This is a genomic window from Pleomorphomonas sp. T1.2MG-36, assembly GCF_950100655.1.
Lineage (GTDB): Bacteria > Pseudomonadota > Alphaproteobacteria > Rhizobiales > Pleomorphomonadaceae > Pleomorphomonas.
The window spans coordinates 12,384-29,195 of sequence record NZ_CATNLY010000012.1 but is presented as its reverse complement, the minus strand read 5'-3'; the positions used below and the strand labels follow the sequence as shown (position 1 = coordinate 29,195).

18 protein-coding genes and 1 pseudogene are annotated in these 16,812 nt (G+C 62.6%); 16 read left to right on the top strand and 3 right to left on the bottom strand.

Annotated elements, in window-relative coordinates; all coding sequences use genetic code 11:
- The first annotated feature begins 153 nt into the window (after positions 1-153).
- Positions 154-2,172, top strand: coding sequence for a ParB/RepB/Spo0J family partition protein (locus QQZ18_RS07150; RefSeq protein WP_284539513.1), 2,019 nt, complete (start codon positions 154-156; stop codon positions 2,170-2,172).
- 72 nt (positions 2,173-2,244) lie between these two features.
- Here the strand turns inward: QQZ18_RS07150 and QQZ18_RS07145 are convergent, their stop codons facing one another.
- Positions 2,245-2,787, bottom strand: a complete 543-nt coding sequence (locus QQZ18_RS07145) for a YecA family protein (RefSeq protein WP_284539511.1) — start codon at positions 2,785-2,787, stop codon at positions 2,245-2,247.
- Complete coding sequence (locus tag QQZ18_RS07140) at positions 2,781-4,151, bottom strand: nuclease-related domain-containing protein (RefSeq protein ID WP_284539509.1); 1,371 nt, start codon at positions 4,149-4,151, stop codon at positions 2,781-2,783. The genes QQZ18_RS07145 and QQZ18_RS07140 overlap by 7 nt, the downstream gene beginning before the upstream one ends.
- An 821-nt stretch (positions 4,152-4,972) precedes the next feature.
- Between QQZ18_RS07140 and QQZ18_RS07135 the strand changes: the two genes are divergently transcribed.
- From QQZ18_RS07135 to QQZ18_RS23770, 15 genes and pseudogenes are all read left to right on the top strand, one after another.
- Positions 4,973-5,293, top strand: a complete 321-nt coding sequence (locus QQZ18_RS07135) for a DUF736 domain-containing protein (RefSeq protein ID WP_284539507.1) — start codon at positions 4,973-4,975, stop codon at positions 5,291-5,293.
- Positions 5,294-5,443: 150 nt separating this feature from the next.
- The gene (locus tag QQZ18_RS07130; protein ID WP_284539505.1) at positions 5,444-6,475 is read left to right on the top strand and encodes a tetratricopeptide repeat protein; all 1,032 of its coding nucleotides are present in this window, start codon (positions 5,444-5,446) and stop codon (positions 6,473-6,475) included.
- Positions 6,476-6,776: 301 nt separating this feature from the next.
- On the top strand, positions 6,777-7,619 hold the full coding sequence (locus tag QQZ18_RS07125; RefSeq protein WP_284539503.1) for a DUF932 domain-containing protein: 843 nt from the start codon (positions 6,777-6,779) through the stop codon (positions 7,617-7,619).
- A 297-nt stretch (positions 7,620-7,916) separates the two neighbouring features.
- A complete protein-coding gene (locus QQZ18_RS07120) occupies positions 7,917-8,171 on the top strand; it encodes a transcriptional regulator domain-containing protein (protein WP_284539501.1) in 255 nt (84 codons plus the stop codon).
- Between the two features lie 46 nt (positions 8,172-8,217).
- Complete coding sequence (locus QQZ18_RS07115) at positions 8,218-8,703, top strand: DUF2285 domain-containing protein (protein ID WP_284539499.1); 486 nt, start codon at positions 8,218-8,220, stop codon at positions 8,701-8,703.
- Positions 8,704-8,860: 157 nt separating this feature from the next.
- The gene (locus QQZ18_RS07110) at positions 8,861-9,130 is read left to right on the top strand and encodes a helix-turn-helix transcriptional regulator (protein ID WP_234050601.1); all 270 of its coding nucleotides are present in this window, start codon (positions 8,861-8,863) and stop codon (positions 9,128-9,130) included.
- A complete protein-coding gene (locus QQZ18_RS07105) occupies positions 9,131-10,201 on the top strand; it encodes a replication initiator protein A (protein WP_284539495.1) in 1,071 nt (356 codons plus the stop codon).
- Complete coding sequence (gene parA / locus QQZ18_RS07100) at positions 10,198-10,851, top strand: ParA family partition ATPase (protein WP_284539493.1); 654 nt, start codon at positions 10,198-10,200, stop codon at positions 10,849-10,851. Before QQZ18_RS07105 ends, parA begins: the two co-directional genes overlap by 4 nt.
- Positions 10,848-11,099 carry a hypothetical protein gene (locus tag QQZ18_RS07095; protein ID WP_284539492.1) on the top strand — a complete coding sequence of 84 codons (252 nt, stop codon included), beginning with the start codon at positions 10,848-10,850 and terminating at the stop codon, positions 11,097-11,099. The genes parA and QQZ18_RS07095 overlap by 4 nt, the downstream gene beginning before the upstream one ends.
- Complete coding sequence (locus QQZ18_RS07090) at positions 11,096-11,617, top strand: DUF2840 domain-containing protein (RefSeq protein WP_284539490.1); 522 nt, start codon at positions 11,096-11,098, stop codon at positions 11,615-11,617. The genes QQZ18_RS07095 and QQZ18_RS07090 overlap by 4 nt, the downstream gene beginning before the upstream one ends.
- Positions 11,614-12,159: a S26 family signal peptidase gene (locus QQZ18_RS07085; protein ID WP_284539488.1), complete on the top strand. Its 546-nt coding sequence runs from the start codon at positions 11,614-11,616 to the stop codon at positions 12,157-12,159. Before QQZ18_RS07090 ends, QQZ18_RS07085 begins: the two co-directional genes overlap by 4 nt.
- Before the next feature lie 47 nt (positions 12,160-12,206).
- On the top strand, positions 12,207-12,542 hold the full coding sequence (locus QQZ18_RS07080) for a DUF736 domain-containing protein (RefSeq protein WP_284539486.1): 336 nt from the start codon (positions 12,207-12,209) through the stop codon (positions 12,540-12,542).
- A gap of 4 nt (positions 12,543-12,546) precedes the next feature.
- Positions 12,547-13,476 (top strand): lytic transglycosylase domain-containing protein, encoded by a 930-nt coding sequence (locus tag QQZ18_RS07075; protein WP_284539484.1) that lies wholly within the window; start codon positions 12,547-12,549, stop codon positions 13,474-13,476.
- A gap of 133 nt (positions 13,477-13,609) precedes the next feature.
- A pseudogene (locus QQZ18_RS23775) lies at positions 13,610-14,356 on the top strand (hypothetical protein); the annotation flags it as partial.
- Positions 14,357-14,512: 156 nt separating this feature from the next.
- Entirely contained in the window at positions 14,513-15,817 is a 1,305-nt protein-coding gene (locus tag QQZ18_RS23770) for a DUF3363 domain-containing protein (protein ID WP_446728630.1), read from the top strand.
- Positions 15,818-15,847: 30 nt separating this feature from the next.
- Here QQZ18_RS23770 and QQZ18_RS07065 read toward each other — a convergent pair whose 3' ends face one another.
- Complete coding sequence (locus QQZ18_RS07065) at positions 15,848-16,771, bottom strand: LysR family transcriptional regulator (RefSeq protein WP_284539480.1); 924 nt, start codon at positions 16,769-16,771, stop codon at positions 15,848-15,850.
- Between the last annotated feature and the right edge of the window lie 41 nt (positions 16,772-16,812).

Here is a 16,812-nt window from a genome sequence, read left to right as displayed (position 1 = left end):
GTTTCAGACTCGCCCATAGGTTCGATCCGCTTGTGCAGGCCGGGTGATCCCCCCCCGTCCCGACCGCCCTTGCACCTTGCACCCCCCGGTCTCGGCGACGGCCAGGGTTGCAGCGCAGCGCTGCGCTCCAACCCAAGCCAAAGGATCAAGACCATGACCAACACAGTCGAAACCATCGCCACGGTTCTCGAAACTTCCGCCACCGAGAATGGCGCGGTGCTGTTCGTGCCATTGAACAAGCTGAAGAAATCGCCCCGCAACGCCCGCAAGACCCCGCACAGCGAGGCCCATGTCGAGGCGCTGGCGGCCAGCATCGCCGCCAAGGGGATGCTGCAAAATCTGGTGGTGGAGCCGGAAACGAACACGGACGGCGAACTGACTGGCTTCTATTTCGTCACCATCGGCGAAGGCCGCAGGCTAGCGCAGATGCTGCGCGTGAAGCGCAAGCAAATTAAGAAGTCCGAACCGATCCGCTGCGTTCTGGATACCGAGAACGATGCGACAGAGATCAGCCTCGATGAGAACGTCACCCGCGAGGCGATGCACCCCGCCGACCAGTTCGAGCGCTTCCGCGAGTTGGCAGAAAATCGCGGATGGGGCGCGGAGGAAATCGCCGCCCGGTTCGGCGTGACCGCTCATGTCGTCAGACAGCGGCTTCGCCTCGGTGCGGTCAGCCCCAAGCTGATGCAGGTCTATCGGGAGGGCGGCTTGTCGCTGGACCAGTTGATGGCCTTCGCCATCACCGAGGATCATGACCGGCAGGAGCGGGTCTACGAGAACCTGTCGTGGAACCGCGACCCTTCGGCCATCCGGCGGGACCTGACCAGAATGAATGTCGCGGCGACCGACCGGCGGGCAATCTTCGTCGGGGCGGACGCTTATGCGGAGGCGGGTGGCACCATCATCCGCGACCTCTTCACCGAGGACCGGGGCGGCTATTTCGAAGACGCCACGCTGCTGGACAGGCTGGTCATCGACAAGCTGGAAGGCATCGCGGCGCGAGTACAGGCAGCCGAAGGATGGAAGTGGGCTTCCGTTCATATCGACTTCCCCCACGCGCACGGGATGCGACGGTCCTATCCGCATCCGGTCGACCTGTCGGAGGAAGACGTTGCGGCCCATGGCGCGGCGCAGCAGGAGTACGACCGCCTGTCGTCGGAGTACGAAGGTTACGAGGAACTGCCGGATGAGGTGGATCGGCGGTTCGGTGAGCTTGAAGCGGAGATCGAACGGATCGACGCCAAGCGCCACGCCTATGACACCGATGAGATCGCGCGCGGTGGCGTGTTCGTCATTCTGAACCACGACGGCACGGCCCGTATCGAACGCGGCTTCATCCGCGCCGAAGACGAGGCCCCGAGACCGGAGGAGGTGGAGGGGGCCACCATCACGGGGGATAGCGAAATCGTCGGGGACGAGGGAAGCGGCGAGGATGCTGAACCACAGCCGGACGACGAGGAGGCCGAGGATGCGGGGAAGCCGATATCGGACCTTCTCATCCGCGACCTGACCGCCCATCGTACCCTGGGTCTGCGTCTCGCCCTCGGCGAGCAGCCGGACATGGCGCTTGTCGCCGTGGTTCATGCACTGGCGGCGCAGACCTTCTATCACGGCGGGGAAGCGTCGTGCCTCGAAATCCGGTTGACCAGCGCCATGCTCGCCTCTCACGCGGACGGGATCGAAGACACGCCTGCTGCGAAGGCACTGGCGGATCGTCATGCCGGATGGGCATTGGACATGCCGCGCGATGTGGCGGATCTGTGGGATTTCGTCGGCGGTCTGGACCATGCGAGCGTGTTGGCCTTGCTTGCCCATTGCGCCGCCCAGACCGTCAATGCGGTGAGGATACCGTGGGAGCAGAAGCCCAATGCCCGTGCGACGGCGGAAAAACTGGCGAGTGCGGTGACGCTGGACATGGTGGTACACTGGACCCCGACCGTTCAGACCTATCTCGGTCGCGTCACCAAGGCATACATTCTCGCAGCCGTGCGGGAAGGTGTCGGTGATGGAGCCGCCGAGCGGATCGTGGGTTTGAAGAAGCCGGAGATGGCGCAGGCTGCCGAACAACTTCTCGCAGGGACCGGCTGGCTGCCGTCCGTGTTGCGCGCCGCACGGCCCGCATCGCGCGATGCGGTGTCGGAAGCGGAACCCTTCGCGCAAGCTGCCGAATGAGGACGAGCCGGGATCGCGCGAGCGGTCCCGGCCTTCCTGTTACATCAAGGGTGCTCGTAGCAACCTTTGGTATTAGCGATGCAAACAGCATTTCTTGTACTTCAGTCCGCTGCCGCAAGGGCAGGGTTCGTTTCGTCCGACCTTTTTAGCCGTCCGTCCCATGATCTCAAGCGGAACAGGCGCACGTCGCGGCAGTGTCGCAAGAACTCTGTCCATGGCGTGATCTTGCTTCCAGGGGGCAACCAAGCCAATCGCATGCCTAATTTGGAGGTCGTCAGGGCGAAGGACGAGACCGTACCAACGATCAGCTTTGAGGTCGTACTTTTTTAATTGGCAGTGCTGGAGAATTTTTCCCCGCGCAATTTCATCCGGCAGTGCACTGAGATGAATTTTCAATCCGGCAGACTGCCCCTCAAAGGGGAATGTGAGATCTTTGGTTGTGTGGTCCTTCACCGCTGCTCGAATTTGGCTTTCGAGTGCCCGCGACAGCCCATCTGCTGTTGCGCTCGAAAGCTGCAGTATCCAAAGACCCAGCTCAGTTAGTTCTGGGATCGTTGCTTGTTGAATTTGGTCAAGAATCGCACCAGTACGCGTTCCGCGATACCGTGTCAGCACCCCTTCACTTCAGGGTTTCCGGATACGCCTTGTCGCCTCACTGCCATTGCAACATCGACATGTGCCGTGAAATCCTCTCCAAGGTTGACCATGTCGTACTTGGGGTCGAGCCAGAGATTGTTTCGAAGATGATATGAAAAAGGGATCAGCTCATTGGTGATGAGAAGTTTGTCGTACGCCTGAGCTCGCAAATCGAGGTAGTTCAAGAATTGTAGTGGAGAATTGAGAAATTCCGCGATGACGTCCAGAGTGAAAACGTCCGTCACTAACGGCGGCCTCACGGAAGCTGTGGCACGAACCTTTAGGAATTGGCGGCATTGAAAGCTCAAGGCGGGGTAGTGGTCGGCCAAAACACACACTGGAAAAATAACAGAAATGGAATTCTTGATTTTTACTTCTGCTTTGGTCGGGTCTCGAAATGTGAATGCACTTGGATTTTGCAGTGCTTCTGCACAAAGTAACGCCTGATCGTATGCGTTCTCGACAGCCTTCTTGAAGTCATCCCGCAGTGCGCGGTCATTGCCTTTACGCGCTTCAAGCGTCAAGCGCTTAGACTTAGCTTGCACGACGATTGCGTGATTGCCGAACAGGACTAATGCGTCGGCTTCAGCATATCGATTCTTGCCACGATAGATGTCGATGTTTCGCAGAACGCGAGCTTCGCCGAAAGCCGATCGGAGCCGATCGCTCGTATACGCCTCTGTGAAGTCCCCCCGATGTGCAGTAGCAGTAGAACGATAGTTATCGTCCGCCATCATCCAAAAAAATGGTGACTCGTACAGAGATTCTTGAAGCTGGTAGTGCTGAAGTAAGACATAAGAGCCATCGGCAAGGCGCAGGATTGGCCGCGCATTCGTTTCGTTGAATTCGCTAATGCCAGTAAAAGAGGAGTTTCGCTCGTGATCTTCAAACTGAAAGGCACGGAGGACCGTGTCGATAGTTGTCGCCTCCAGACCCGATCTGTCAGCAACCTCCTTCGCAGTGAACATGAAAGCAGGCAGAAAGGTCCACTCATCTGGACTTTTTGCGCGCATCTCTTCGCGAATTGAAACAAGCTTGGAAATGTGCCCTTCGCCGATCGCCTTTGTAACAGCTAGAGCATCGGCAATACTGAAGCCACGCGCGTCCGCAAGCCAATGATCATCAGAACGGTATTTCAGAGCTGTTATGGCTTCGTATTGGAAGTTGTATGCAGCCTCGCCTCCATAAAAGATGGGTTCGCGCATCGCAGCCCCGTCATCGAATGGATCTCTCCCCTCCGTGAGAAGTGCAGCCCAATCCTTTCCTCCCAAAAAGGCATTCGTTGCCATCGCGTGATGAAGTTCGCTCATCAATGAATCTGTGCGATCAACGTAGGTCTGCATGATTTGTGGATCTGGTAACTTTAGACCTATCGGTGCGCGAGCCATCAAGCCAATTAATGTCGATATTTCGCTTCGGATAAGGCTGGATCCCTCATAGTGATGGTCCATGTCTTTCGTGGTTAGATTTTCGCCGAACCTAATTATGTTATCCCGAAAACAAAAATATGCTATCGCATGAATGTACCCGTCTGACGCGCATAGAGCGGCGATCTCTTCAAATACCTCTTCTTCATTGCGAGATGCGGACTTTGTATCGTTTCGACCCGTTTGCAATTGTTCTCTCCTCAAATGAGTCGCATTTCGCATCTTCTTCTTTGAAGAGGTTCGCATCGTTTGGTGGCCAGTCGCAACACGGATGTTGTTCCGGGAGAACTCCACGGTCACTGCCTTTCAGGCCGAGTGAGTACTCGGCTACGCCGGAACCAGTCCGCGAGCCGTGGCCGCAACTTTCACCATCTCGGTCGGGACAGCCAGCCGTCTCGGGAAAGGGCCAGCCATGACAGCGATCCGGCTGGCCGGTCTCATCCAGTGATAGGCAACTGCTCGCATCATCATATCTCTATCGTTCTGCCGAGCCGCGCCCACGGCGTCCTCGAATGGATTGGGTCTGACCGAAGACCGGCTACGCCTCGATCGTCTTCCCGCAACGTCCGTCGCCAGCTTTTTTCCGCCGCCTTCGGCTTTGCATCGCGAGGCAAAAAAGCCGTCGCCGGCCGCCTTCCACTGCGTTTCAGCCCTCCGGGTGCGGGGCCGATCGTCCCCGGTCGCACGACCACCATCGAGGTCGCGATAGGCGCGGCCCGAAGAACGGAGACACGACAATGGCGACCATTGGCACCTTCACCAAGAACGACAACGGCGCGGGCTTCACCGGCGCGGTCAAGACCCTGACCCTCAACGTCAAGGCCAAGTTCGTCCCCACCGATGGCGAAAGCGAGCGCGGCCCCGACTTCCGCATCATCGCCGGCCCCTCGGTCGAGTTCGGCGCGGCCTGGAAAAAGACTGCCCGCGAGACCGGCCGCGACTATCTCTCGGTCAAACTGGACGATCCGAGCTTCCCGGCCCCAATCTACGCCAGCCTGGTCGAGGACGAGGGCGGCGAAGCTCACAACCTCATCTGGTCCCGCCGCAACGGCGACTGAGGCCGAGCACCTCCGAAGCCCCGCTCTCAGGCGGGGCTTCGGTCTGCTTCTAGTTCTGGCACCCGCCGTCTTCATGATAAATAGGGCGAGAAACAACAGATGATACAGTCTTCTTCCTGAAGATGTATTGAACAGACGAAGGACCGAGCAATGGACGCCGCCGAAACCATCTCGTTTGAAATTCTGGAAGACGGCGGCGTCTTCCATCATGGCGACCGATACGATGAGATCGTCGATGAGTTCGACGCGGCAATGGATGCACGCAATAGTGGACGCCTGAGTGAAACAAAATACGTTTCGAGCTTGAAATCTCTAGTCGAACGCCGACCGGAATTCATCGACGGTCACGCACATCTAGGATTTGCGCTGATGGACCAGGGAAAGCCGAAGCTAGCGTTGCAGGCCTGCCGACGCGGCTACGAGGTCGGTGAGCGTGCCATCCCGGCCGGATTCTCAGGCGTCATCGAATGGGGCTTTCTTGAAAACCGGCCGTTCCTGCGGGCCGCGCAGGGCGCGCTTCTCTGCCACCTACGACTCGGCCAGCACCGGGAAGCCTTGGCGATGATGGAGAAGGTCCTGCGCTGGAACCCGAACGACAATCAGGGCCTGCGCTTCATCATCGGATCGGAGTATCTGCGAACTGGCGATTACGCCAAGGCCGCTTCAATTTTCCGCGACGAAGCCGGAAGCTATCCTCCCTATCACTATGAGGCGGGGCTGCTTCACCTGTTGAAGGGAGACCGGATTGCTGCCGCGACCAGCCTGCGCCGAGGCTTCGCTGCGAATGTCTATGTCGCGGAGATGCTATGCGGCAATCCCGATCCGATGGCGCTCGCCATCTGGCACGGCTCAAACCTCGCCGAGGCCGAGACGGCGCACGAGTACCTTGATCACTTCGCCGATCTCTGGCGCAAGGCGCCGGATGCCATCTCGTTTCTGCACTGGCTTTTCAACCATCCGAAGGTCTTGGTCGAGCGCGCCAGCGTGATGGCATGCAAGGAGGCCCCGCGCTGGGAACACGATCCGATTCAGCGTCGAAAGCTGATTGACGCCGAGGAGGTCGCTCTCGCTGCTATCGATGATCGTCTCTCCAAGGAGATCGTCGTCGAACGTGCGGATCGCGACGGGCGGATGGTCGCTCCGTGGCTTCATGCACAATCGCGGCGGCGCCCCCGGTCCTAGCGGGATCAGGATTTACTGCTTTCCGGCATTGCGACATTGCGCATTTTGATCTGGTCTGGCGATCGGCATCCGCCTGCACTCTTGCCGGGCGGGTTTGGCTAAGGGCTCCGCCCCCGCGCGATGCAAGGGATCGCTGGTGCTCGTCCGGGCCGGTGTCCCCGGCCTTCCTTCACTTCGTTCCGTGCAGGCCGGGTGATCCCCCTCCGGCCCGGCAGCCCTTGCACCTTGCTACCCCGGTCTCGGCGACGGCCAGGGTTGCAGCGCAGCGCTGCGCTCCAACCCAGCCCCACGGAGACAGACCATGTATCATCATCTCGCCACCCGGTTCGGCCGCAACTCTCACCAGATCAGCGGGCGCGAGGCCCTCGACAACGAGGCCCTTCACCGTCATGTCCCTTCAGTGTTCGCGCGTGAGGCGCACGACAGTCGGTCGGAACGTTACGTCTACGTCCCCACCATCGAGATCGTGGAGGGGCTGCGCCGGGAAGGGTGGTTTCCGTTTTTCGCGGTGCAATCGGTTCCCCGTGACGGTGCTCGTCATGGGCACGCCAAGCACATGCTGCGCCTGCGCCGGGATGACAGGATCGGCAAGCCGGAAGCGGCGGAAGTCATCATCGTCAACAGCCATGACGGGACCAGCGCCTATCAGATGTTCGCGGGGATGCTCCGTTTCGTCTGCACCAACAGCATGATTGCGGGAGAGCGGTTCGAGGAAGTCCGCGTTCCTCATAAGGGTGGTATTCAGGACCAGATCATCGAAGGCGTCTACACCGTCGCGCAGGACTTCCCGCGCCTTATCGGTGCGACCGAGACGATGAAGGACACCCGGCTCTCGCGGGACGAGCAGCAGGTGTTGGCCGAGGCGAGCCTCGTCGCGCGCTATGGCGAGGAGGAAAGCCCGGTTCGCCCGGATCAGATTATCGCCCCGCGCCGCCGCGAGGATGCCGGGCAAAGGCTGTGGCAGACGTTCAACGTCATTCAGGAAAACCTCATCCGGGGCGGGCTGGATGGACGGAGGCGGACTTCGGATGGCCACATCCGCCGCAGCACCACGCGGCCCATCAACGGCATCGACCAGAATGTCGGGCTGAATCGTGCCCTGTGGACGCTGGCCGAAGGAATGCAGCGGCTGAAGAGCGCTTGACACCCGCAAAGCCGTGGAGCCGTGAATCCGGCTTCACGGCTTCCCGCAGAAGCGTGGATCAGATTTCACGGCGATCCGCCTTTACGGATCGGCGGGTTACCGCCGAGCAAGAAATACGCGGCTCGCCGGGCATGGCCCGGCTCGCGAAGGAGCCTCAAAATTGATCCGAATTATCTTCAAATAGTGATCGGCCAACGCGATCAACATATCGGAGAATAATGGCTTCAACCTGAAGCGGTACATCGCGAACATTTCCTCTTTCCAGCAACGTGTAAATGCTGGACGAGAGGTGACGCCATGCCGAGTACAGATTGGCGCTCGCCGGCCGCTTATGCACATGCCAAGAGCATTTCTGCCGCCGGCTTTGCCTGGGAGTACCTTCGTCGCGATGAAGATTATCGCCGCGACTTCCATCGCGTGAGGCGGTTGTCACGCCTCGACAGCGATGCGCAGACGGCGTTCTCGGAACGCTGGGGGTTGCGATTTCCCGACGGACCCGACTCTTTCCGCCGACCGGGCCGCGCTGTTCTGGATGCCGTCTCTGCTGCCTGACGCCTTCGAGCTTCATCCCCGTTCACGGAGCGTGGACGATCCCGCCATGACGATCGGCCTGCCGGCGTTGTCGGGTCTCGATGCTCGCGTGGCGGAGGATGGGACGTGGCACGGTCTCTGGCGGTCGGCGGAGGTGGACCATCAGTTCTGGCTCTCAGATCCACCGCCCGGCACCAAGAAGGCCTATGTCGTCATCTTGCCGGTCGACGCCTTGCTGGAGCATCGCGCCGAAGCGGTGTTGCGATTCTGGCGCACGTTGATGGGGCGGCCAAACGGCGAGCGCCATCACGCGTTGCCCGCGCAGACCCGAGACCGGCATATTCTGATCCTGCGCACCCTCGACGGTCGCACCGATGGTGCCAGCTATCGCAAGCTCGCGGAAACCCTGCTGGGCTTTCACGGCAACAAGACCGCTTGGGAGAGCGATCCCCGCAAGAACCAAGCGCGTCGTCTCGTGGCCGATGGCACTCACTACATGCGCGGCGGCTATCGCGAACTTCTCCATTATCCCGTCCGCCTGCCGCGCCGCTGAACGCGGGCGCGCGATCTCCTAAAACTCACATCGCCAGGGGTGCCGAAATCGCACTCCCCCGATTCCGGCACGCTGCAAGCCGCCGTTCCTCCGCCACGGTTCGCCATGACCCGCTGCCACCGCCGGCAGCCATCCGAACCGACCCGGAGGCACGATCATGCTCGACCCGAAGACGGGGTTGCCGCCGCGTTTCCTGCGCACGCCCGACGCGGCGCGTTTCCTTGGCATTTCGCTCAGGACGCTGGAGAAGCACCGCACCTACGGCACCGGCCCGACCTATCGCAAGATCGGCGGCCGCGTCATCTACGCGCTCGAAGACCTGCAGGCCTGGACGGCCATCGGCGCGCGTAAATCCACCACGGATCAGACTGCCGGCCGGGTCTTTCCGGCGCGGCCTCTGACGCCCGCCGAGCGGGGAGCACGCTGAATGAGCGGCTCCTCTCGACCAGACGGCAAGCACCGGAGCGAACGCCAGCGGCTCGATCCCTTCGTGGTCGCCACCGGCGACGCCAGCCCACGTGATCAGCGCGATCTCATGGAACGGCCGTTCTTCTCGCTGTCGAAGACGCCGCGGATCAAGCCGATCCTCTACAAGACCGCCGATGTCGAGGTGCAGGTGCTGGGGATGCCCGAGCACGGCATGGCGACGATCTGGGATGCCGATGTGCTGATCTGGGCCGCCTCACAGATCGTCGCGGCCGAGAACCACGGCCTGCGCACGTCGCGCTTCTTTCGCTTCACACCCTACCAGCTCCTGCGCGGTGTCGGCCGCCCAACCGGAAACCAGCAGTATCTTCTGCTGAAGGCCTCGCTCGCACGGCTGCAATCGACCGTCATCGCCACGACGATCCGCAACGGCGTGCAATGGCGCCGTCGCCAGTTCTCCTGGATTAACGAGTGGGAGGAGATGACGACGCGAGAGGGCCGTGTCGAGGGCATGGAGTTCGTCCTGCCCGAGTGGTTCTACAACGGCGTCGTCGACCGCTCGCTGGTGCTGACCATCGACCCGGACTATTTCCGGCTGACCGGCGGCATCGAGCGCTGGCTCTATCGCGTCGCGCGCAAACACGCTGGCCATCAGCGACACGGCTGGCTGTTCGAGATCGGCCATCTCCACGCCAAATCCGGCAGCCTCGCGCGTATCTCCGATTTCGCGCTCGATCTGCGCCGGATCGTCCTCCGTCAGCCCTTGCCCGGATATCGCCTGTCGATCGAACGCGAGGGGCGGCGTGAACTGCTTCGCATACGGCCCGTCCAACAATTCACAGTGCCTGTGGATGAGCCTGTGAATCGCATCGGCAGATCAGGCGCAACCGGTATCGGCACATCAGGCGCAGGTCTGTCGGCAGATCGGGCGCATGGATCGCAGTTATCGCTCTGGTCCGAAACACGAAATTCGACCGCTAACCTAGAGTCTAACAGAGAATCTAACTCTTCCTTGTTGGCGCGCGCGAAACGCGGCCCTGGTGCCGGTGCCGCCGGAAGGCGGACGCCATGATCATCGCACTCCTCAATCAGAAGGGTGGCGTCGGCAAGACGACGCTGGCGCTGCATCTCGCCGGCGAATGGGCCGGGAGAGGCAAGCGCGTGACCCTCATCGACGCCGATCCGCAGGGTTCGGCGCTGGATTGGTCGCAGCAACGGGCGCGTGAGAACGGTGTCCGGCTGTTCGGCGTCGTCGGTCTGGCGCGCGACACCTTGCACCGGGAAGCGCCGGAACTGGCACGAGATGCCGATCACATCGTCATCGATGGACCGCCGCGCATCGCCGGACTGATGCGGTCCGCATTGCTGGCCGCCGACCTGGTGCTGATCCCCGCCCAGCCATCGCCGTTCGACGGCTGGGCCTCAGCCGAGATGCTGGCGCTCGTCGCCGAAGCGCGCATCTACCGGCCAGCCTTGGCGGCGCGCTTCGTGCTCAACCGCTGCGGCGCACGTACCGTCATCGCCCGCGAGACCGCCGAGACGCTCGCCGATCATGACCCGCCGGTGCTGTCGACCACCATCGGCCAGCGCGTCGTCTTCGCCGATGCCGCGCAGTCCGGCCGGCTCGCTTCTGAAATCGATCCCGACAGTCAGGCCGCGCGCGAGATCGCGGCGCTTGCTGCGGAGATCGGACGGCTCAGTATCGACAGGGCGAAGTCATGAGCGCTCACCCGATCCGTCGCCGCTTTGCGGCCCGGCCCGCCGATCCGGAAAACTGGATCAAGGCAGCCGATGCACCGCGCACCGACGAGGTTGCACGCTTCACCGCACGGCTGACCATCGACATCACGCCGGCCTTGCGCGGTCGCATCAAGATCGTCGCCTTTCAGCGCGGCATCACCGTCGCCGACATGCTGCGCGACTTGCTCGCGCGTGAATTCCCGCCGACCACCGATGGAGATCGCCCATGACCGGTGCCACCGCTTCCCGTTCACATGTCGGTATCGCACCGCATACCCAGTCCGCCGACGCTTTCACGCAAGTCGAACTGACGCACATCGAGAAGCGGCTCGAGAACTGGATCAGGTTCGGCCACAAGGTGCGCGAACAGGTACTCGACCGCCGTCGGCGTGTTTTCTTCTTCCGGCCCTGTAGTCTCTTCGCCTTTGTGCGGTGGGCGTCGAACGACTTCGGCACGATCACGTCACGCATCGACATCGTGCGCGCGGTGGCGCCGGGCGAACCCTACCAGACGCTGCCTTTCGTGCGTCCCGGCGGCGAGATCCTGCTCAGAATCGAGGGATGGCCCAAGGTCGAGCGCGTGCTTCAGCACATCGATGCCATCGATGCGATCGGCATCGACGCGACCGAGGTGTCGCCCAATCACTGGCGGCACGTTCACAACCGATTGACCGTTGGCCATGAGCCGCGTGCCTACACCGTCGACCAGCACCAGGCGTTTCTGTTGCGCCGGAGGGCGGAACCATGACCCGGTTCGGTTACGTCATGGTGACGTACTTCTCCGTGATGGGCGTCGCCGTCGCATCGTTCATTCCCACGCCGCTGCGCCTCGTCTGGAACGCATCCGCGAGTGTTCCGATCGGCCTCTACGATCTCGCCCCGACGCTGGTCCTGGAGGTCGGCGATCTCGTTGCAGTCCTTCCGGACAAACCGCTCGCCGACTTCATGGTGGAGCGCGGCTATATCGGCCGCGGCGTGCCGCTCCTGAAGCGCGTCATGGCCCTGCCGGGACATGAAGTCTGTCGTACCGGGCGCACCATCACGGTCGATCATGTGCCGCTCGGCGACGCGCTCGACCGTGACCGCATGGGGCGCGATCTGCCAGTCTGGCAGGGCTGTCGGACGGTAGCACTGGACGAGTTCTTCCTAATGAACCCGGACGTTCCCGACAGTCTGGACGGCCGCTACTTCGGTCCGATCCCGGCACGCACCGTCATCGGCAAGGCGACGCCGATCTACACCGACGAGGAGGGTGACGGCCATTTCGTCTGGCGTGCCCCGACGCGGTGACTGCCGCACCGCCGTTCATCCCACTACCAGCTCATGGAGTTTGCCCAATGCCGCAGATTGACGAGTTCACCCGCGAAACCACCGGCTTCGTCGGGCGCGTCCATACCTTCACGCTCTTCCGCGAAATCACCATCGTTCCGGCGGAAACGTCCGATGCCGACAACGCGCCGGACTACCGCGTCCACAACGGCAACGAGGAAGGGCCGGAGATCGGTGCGGGCTGGAAGCGCACCGGCGAACGAGCCGGGGACTACATCGCGCTCGTCATCGACGATCCCGGCTTGCCGCAACCGATCCGCGCCAATCTGTTTCGGAACGACGACGGTGGCGCGTCCTGGTCGCTGCACTGGACCCGTGCTCCGAAGCGCGGCGAGCGGGAGTGACATCATGCGGTCCGTCAGCCTGCGCGCGAGCGCAATCTCCTTACGATCGGTCATCCCTTTGTTCGCGGGAAAGCCGTCTCATCCCTTCGCCCCGCTCGACGACCGGTCGGCCGGCGCGCGCAGCGGAGGTCAAGGGCGATCGAAGATCGGCGCGTTGCGCGTACCCTTGACGGCAGCGAGCACGCTGGCAGGCTGGTGTCGCAGTGGAGAAGGCGCGCCTGTTCGAATGGCGGTCATTCTTCTCTCGGGCATGCTTTACGACGTTGCGATCCCGGCGATGGCGCTTGCGCAGCCTCTGCCTGTCGTCCAACCGTCATCGCGCGATCCCTATGGCGATCACATCGCCGAGGCGGCACAGCGCTTCGAGCTTCCCTCCGCCTGGATTCGCGCGGTGATGCACGTCGAGAGCGACGGTGATCCGCGCGCTCTCTCGCCCAAAGGGGCGATCGGGCTGATGCAGATCATGCCGGAGACCTGGGCCGCGCTGCGCGTGCGTTACCGGCTGAGTGACGATCCGTACGACCCGCACGACAACATCGTGGCGGGCGCGGCCTACATCCGAGAACTGTTCGACCGCTACGGTTCGCCGGAGTGGATCGCGGCTTACAACGCCGGACCCGGGCGCTACGAGGAGGCGCTGAAGGGCCGGCCACTTCCGCCAGAGACCCGCGCGTATGTCGCCGCCCTCGCGCCGATCATCAGCAACGGCGAGACCACCGGAGCGGTCATGATCGCGTCCGCCGATCCGCTCTCCTGGACCCGTGCTCCGCTTTTCATCGGGCAGCCTTTGAGCAAGGCGACGGTCCCTCCCGTGCAGTCCGACAAGCACAAGGCCGACGCTCCGCAGGCGGTCACCGTGCGCGACCTGTCCGCCATCGTGCCCCAGTCGGGCGGTCTGTTCGTCGCGCGGGCGGATGCGGGACGACAGCCATGAGGCTCGTGATCGCGTCCGCCCGGCGAGAGACTTTAGTGGACAGCGGATGGGGCTGGCAACGATCTCATCCATCAGCAGGAGGGGCACGAAGGAGGCAAAGGGCGGACGGCAAGATTAAAGCGGACGGCACCCCATGGATCCGATCCGCAGGGCAAGCCCTTGTCTGCACAATGTTTGGGGCGGCACCGTCTTCGGACCTACATGGTGCTGCAAGGTGTGCAAAAGCCAGAATATACGGCGGTTCTCGCGGCACTCTTGGCCGAAGCCCGCGGTTGCGGGCGGATCAACCATGAGCGGCGATGACGAAAATCGTTTCCGGCCAAGACCCGGCCGCGTCCGATCTGACAGCGGGAAAGCCGGACAAGCCAAGAGCTTCCTCAGCAAGGTGCGAAAGGTCGCGCACCAGCAGCAGGCAGCGTCTGGCCGAAGCCGATCGGCGAAGAGCGGTGGTTCCGGTCGCGCCACCAAGGGAAAGAGCATCGTCGCCTCCGGCCGGGGCGTGCAGCGCGGTCGCGGCGCGCCCTTCGTGCGCGCCCGCAATCTGTCGAACGGCTGGAGCCACCGCCAACCCGGCAGCCGCCGTGTCATCGTCAAATCCCGTTCCCTCCGGGGTGCGGGCAAGAGCGGAAAGGCCGCCGCGCACCTGCGCTATATCCAGCGCGACGGCACATCTCGTGACGGTGAGCGCGGGCAACTCTATTCCACGACGGACGATCGTGCCGATGGCGATGCCTTTCTCGATCGCGGCAAAGACGATCGCCACCAGTTCCGCTTCATTGTCTCGCCGGAAGAGGCGACCGATCTTGCCGACCTCACCGGCTACACCCGCGAGCTGATGACCCAGGTCGAAACCGATCTCGGCACGAAGCTCGATTGGGTCGCGGTCAATCACCACAACACCGGCCATCCCCATGTCCATATCATCGTCAACGGCCGCGATGTCCTCGGCGAAGATCTCGTCATCAATGGCGACTATCTCGCCAATGGGATTCGGGAGCGGGCGAGCGAACTGGCGACGCTGGAACTCGGCCCCGTCATGGAGATCGAGCAGCGTCGCAAGCTCATGGCGGAGATCGACCAGGACCGGCTCACCCACATTGACCGGGCGATGATCGCCGAGGCCAAAGACCGTTTGCTTGACCTCCGATATGAACCGGGAGACCTGCACGGCCAGTCCGACCGGACCATGCGGCTACGCCGTCTCGGCAAACTGGGCGACATGGGCCTTGCCACCGAGCACGCACCGGGTGTCTGGGAATTGAGTGAGCGGCTGGAGCCGACGCTCCGCGAGATGGGCGAGCGCGGCGACATCATCCGCACCATGCAGACGGCGCTCCGGGCCGACGGCGCCGAGCGCGACCCGATGAGTTTTGAGATTCACGACGGCGCCCCCACGACGCCGATCGTCGGCCGCGTCATCGACAAGCATCTCAGCGACGAGTTGGGCGAGAACCTGACACTGCTGGTCGATGGCATCGACGGACGCACGCATCATGTCTCCGGCATCGACCCGGCGCGGGTCGAGGACGCCCGCATCGGCAGCGTCATCGAGATCGGGCCGCCAGACATCGTTGGCCGCCCATCTGACCGCGCCATCGCCGGCATGGTCGAAGACGGCCTCTATCGGCCAAGCCGCCACCTGGAGAAGGCCCGGTTCGATGGGCGCGTGCCGAACGGTGACTATGAGGGGTTCGTGGACGCCCATGTCCGTCGGCTGGAGGCGTTGCGCCGCGCGGGGATCGCCGAGCGGATCGACGCCGATCATTGGCGCATACCGGCAGACTTCGAGGCGCGCGCGGCTGCGTATGATGCTGGTCGGAATGCTCGTGCCAATATCCGCGTCCTTTCGACCTTCGACCTTGAACGCCAGATCGGATCGGACGGCGCGACTTGGCTCGACCGGCGGCTTGTCACTACGGGCGGATCCGACCTATCGGCGTCGGGGTTCGGCGAACAGGTGCGCGAGGCGATGGATCGCCGCCGTGAACATCATATCGAGCATGGCGATGCCGCTCGTCAGCCGGACGGTAGGATCGCCTATCGGCGCAACCTGATCACCACGCTTCAGGAGCGCGAAGTCGCCCGCGCGGGCGAGGAGCTGGCGGCCAAGAAGACACTGCCATTCCGAGCCGCTGCCGATGGTGAGACCATTTCCGGTACCTTCGCTGGGACCGTGCAGCTATCCAGCGGCAAGTTCGCCATCGTCGAGAAGTCGCGCGAGTTCACACTCGTCCCGTGGCGGCCAGTCATCAACCGTCAGCTTGGTCGCGAGGTATCGGGCATCGTGCAGGGTGGATCGGTGTCGTGGCAATTGGGGCGGCAGAAGGGATTGGAGATCTGATCTTAACACCGAGAAAGCTGGAGCGAAGGCTCATCTGTCGCGGTCCCACGGCGGTTCGGGCAGGAAGCGGTTCACCAGTTCGTCGACCACAACGCGCACCTTCGGGCTCATCTGCCGAGTTTGCGGCCAGAGAGCGTGGATCGGAAAGCCTCGCGTCGGCACCGCTGGCAGCACCTGCGCAAGACGCCCGTCGCGCAAGTGGTCGGCAATCAGCCAGGTCGAGAGAAGCGCGATGCCTTGGCCGGCGAGGGCCGCATCGCAGATGGCGTCGCTGTGGTTGAACGAGAGCCGTCCGGAGACGGGCTTCGCCACGGGCGCGCCCTTTCCATCCAGGAACCACCACGGCAGGGACTGACCGCCCCGGCCGAAGACGATGCAGGCATGGGCGCTGAAATCATCGAGTGAGGTGGGGCTCCCGTGCCTGTCGAGATAATCGGGGCTGGCGCAGAGCACCGATTGCTGCACGCCCAGCCTTCTGGCGACGAGTGTGGAACTGTCATCGAGATCGCCGATGCGGATCACCAGGTCGATGCCTTCGTCGATCGGATCAATGCGTCGATCGGTCAGCGAAACTTCCAGCGATAGCTCCGGATAGTGCACGCCAATATCGAGGAGCACGGGTAGAACCCAGCGTCGGCCGAATACCACGGGCAGATCGACCCGTAGTCGCCCGCGCGGCCGCAGGCGATGGGCGTTGAGTGCCGCCTCGGCGTTTTCCAGATCGGCCAGGACGCGCACGCAGGTTTCGTAGAAAGACTGGCCTTCGGTCGTCAGCGCGAAGCGACGCGTCGTTCGGTTGAACAATCGAACCCCGAGCCGATCCTCGAGCCGCGCCACGCTCTTGGCGATACCGGATTTCGAGAGGCCGAGCCTCTCCGCCGCCAGCGTGAATCCGCCCGCGTCGGCGGCCTGGACGAAGGCTGTGATGCCACTGAGGTGTTCGGCGGAAATCATCGCGACCTATTGACGACTATCAGTCAACTCATATTGCCATA

Coding starts and splice junctions, on each gene's coding strand:
- QQZ18_RS07150 (WP_284539513.1), top strand. CDS start 154: ATGACCAACACAGTCGAAACCATCGCCACGGTTCTCGAAACTTCCGCC.
- QQZ18_RS07140 (WP_284539509.1), bottom strand. CDS start 4,151: ATGCAGACCTACGTTGATCGCACAGATTCATTGATGAGCGAACTTCAT.
- QQZ18_RS07135 (WP_284539507.1), top strand. CDS start 4,973: ATGGCGACCATTGGCACCTTCACCAAGAACGACAACGGCGCGGGCTTC.
- QQZ18_RS07130 (WP_284539505.1), top strand. CDS start 5,444: ATGGACGCCGCCGAAACCATCTCGTTTGAAATTCTGGAAGACGGCGGC.
- QQZ18_RS07125 (WP_284539503.1), top strand. CDS start 6,777: ATGTATCATCATCTCGCCACCCGGTTCGGCCGCAACTCTCACCAGATC.
- QQZ18_RS07120 (WP_284539501.1), top strand. CDS start 7,917: ATGCCGAGTACAGATTGGCGCTCGCCGGCCGCTTATGCACATGCCAAG.
- QQZ18_RS07115 (WP_284539499.1), top strand. CDS start 8,218: ATGACGATCGGCCTGCCGGCGTTGTCGGGTCTCGATGCTCGCGTGGCG.
- QQZ18_RS07110 (WP_234050601.1), top strand. CDS start 8,861: ATGCTCGACCCGAAGACGGGGTTGCCGCCGCGTTTCCTGCGCACGCCC.
- QQZ18_RS07105 (WP_284539495.1), top strand. CDS start 9,131: ATGAGCGGCTCCTCTCGACCAGACGGCAAGCACCGGAGCGAACGCCAG.
- parA (WP_284539493.1), top strand. CDS start 10,198: ATGATCATCGCACTCCTCAATCAGAAGGGTGGCGTCGGCAAGACGACG.
- QQZ18_RS07095 (WP_284539492.1), top strand. CDS start 10,848: ATGAGCGCTCACCCGATCCGTCGCCGCTTTGCGGCCCGGCCCGCCGAT.
- QQZ18_RS07090 (WP_284539490.1), top strand. CDS start 11,096: ATGACCGGTGCCACCGCTTCCCGTTCACATGTCGGTATCGCACCGCAT.
- QQZ18_RS07085 (WP_284539488.1), top strand. CDS start 11,614: ATGACCCGGTTCGGTTACGTCATGGTGACGTACTTCTCCGTGATGGGC.
- QQZ18_RS07080 (WP_284539486.1), top strand. CDS start 12,207: ATGCCGCAGATTGACGAGTTCACCCGCGAAACCACCGGCTTCGTCGGG.
- QQZ18_RS07075 (WP_284539484.1), top strand. CDS start 12,547: ATGCGGTCCGTCAGCCTGCGCGCGAGCGCAATCTCCTTACGATCGGTC.
- QQZ18_RS23770 (WP_446728630.1), top strand. CDS start 14,513: ATGGAGATCGAGCAGCGTCGCAAGCTCATGGCGGAGATCGACCAGGAC.
- QQZ18_RS07065 (WP_284539480.1), bottom strand. CDS start 16,771: ATGATTTCCGCCGAACACCTCAGTGGCATCACAGCCTTCGTCCAGGCC.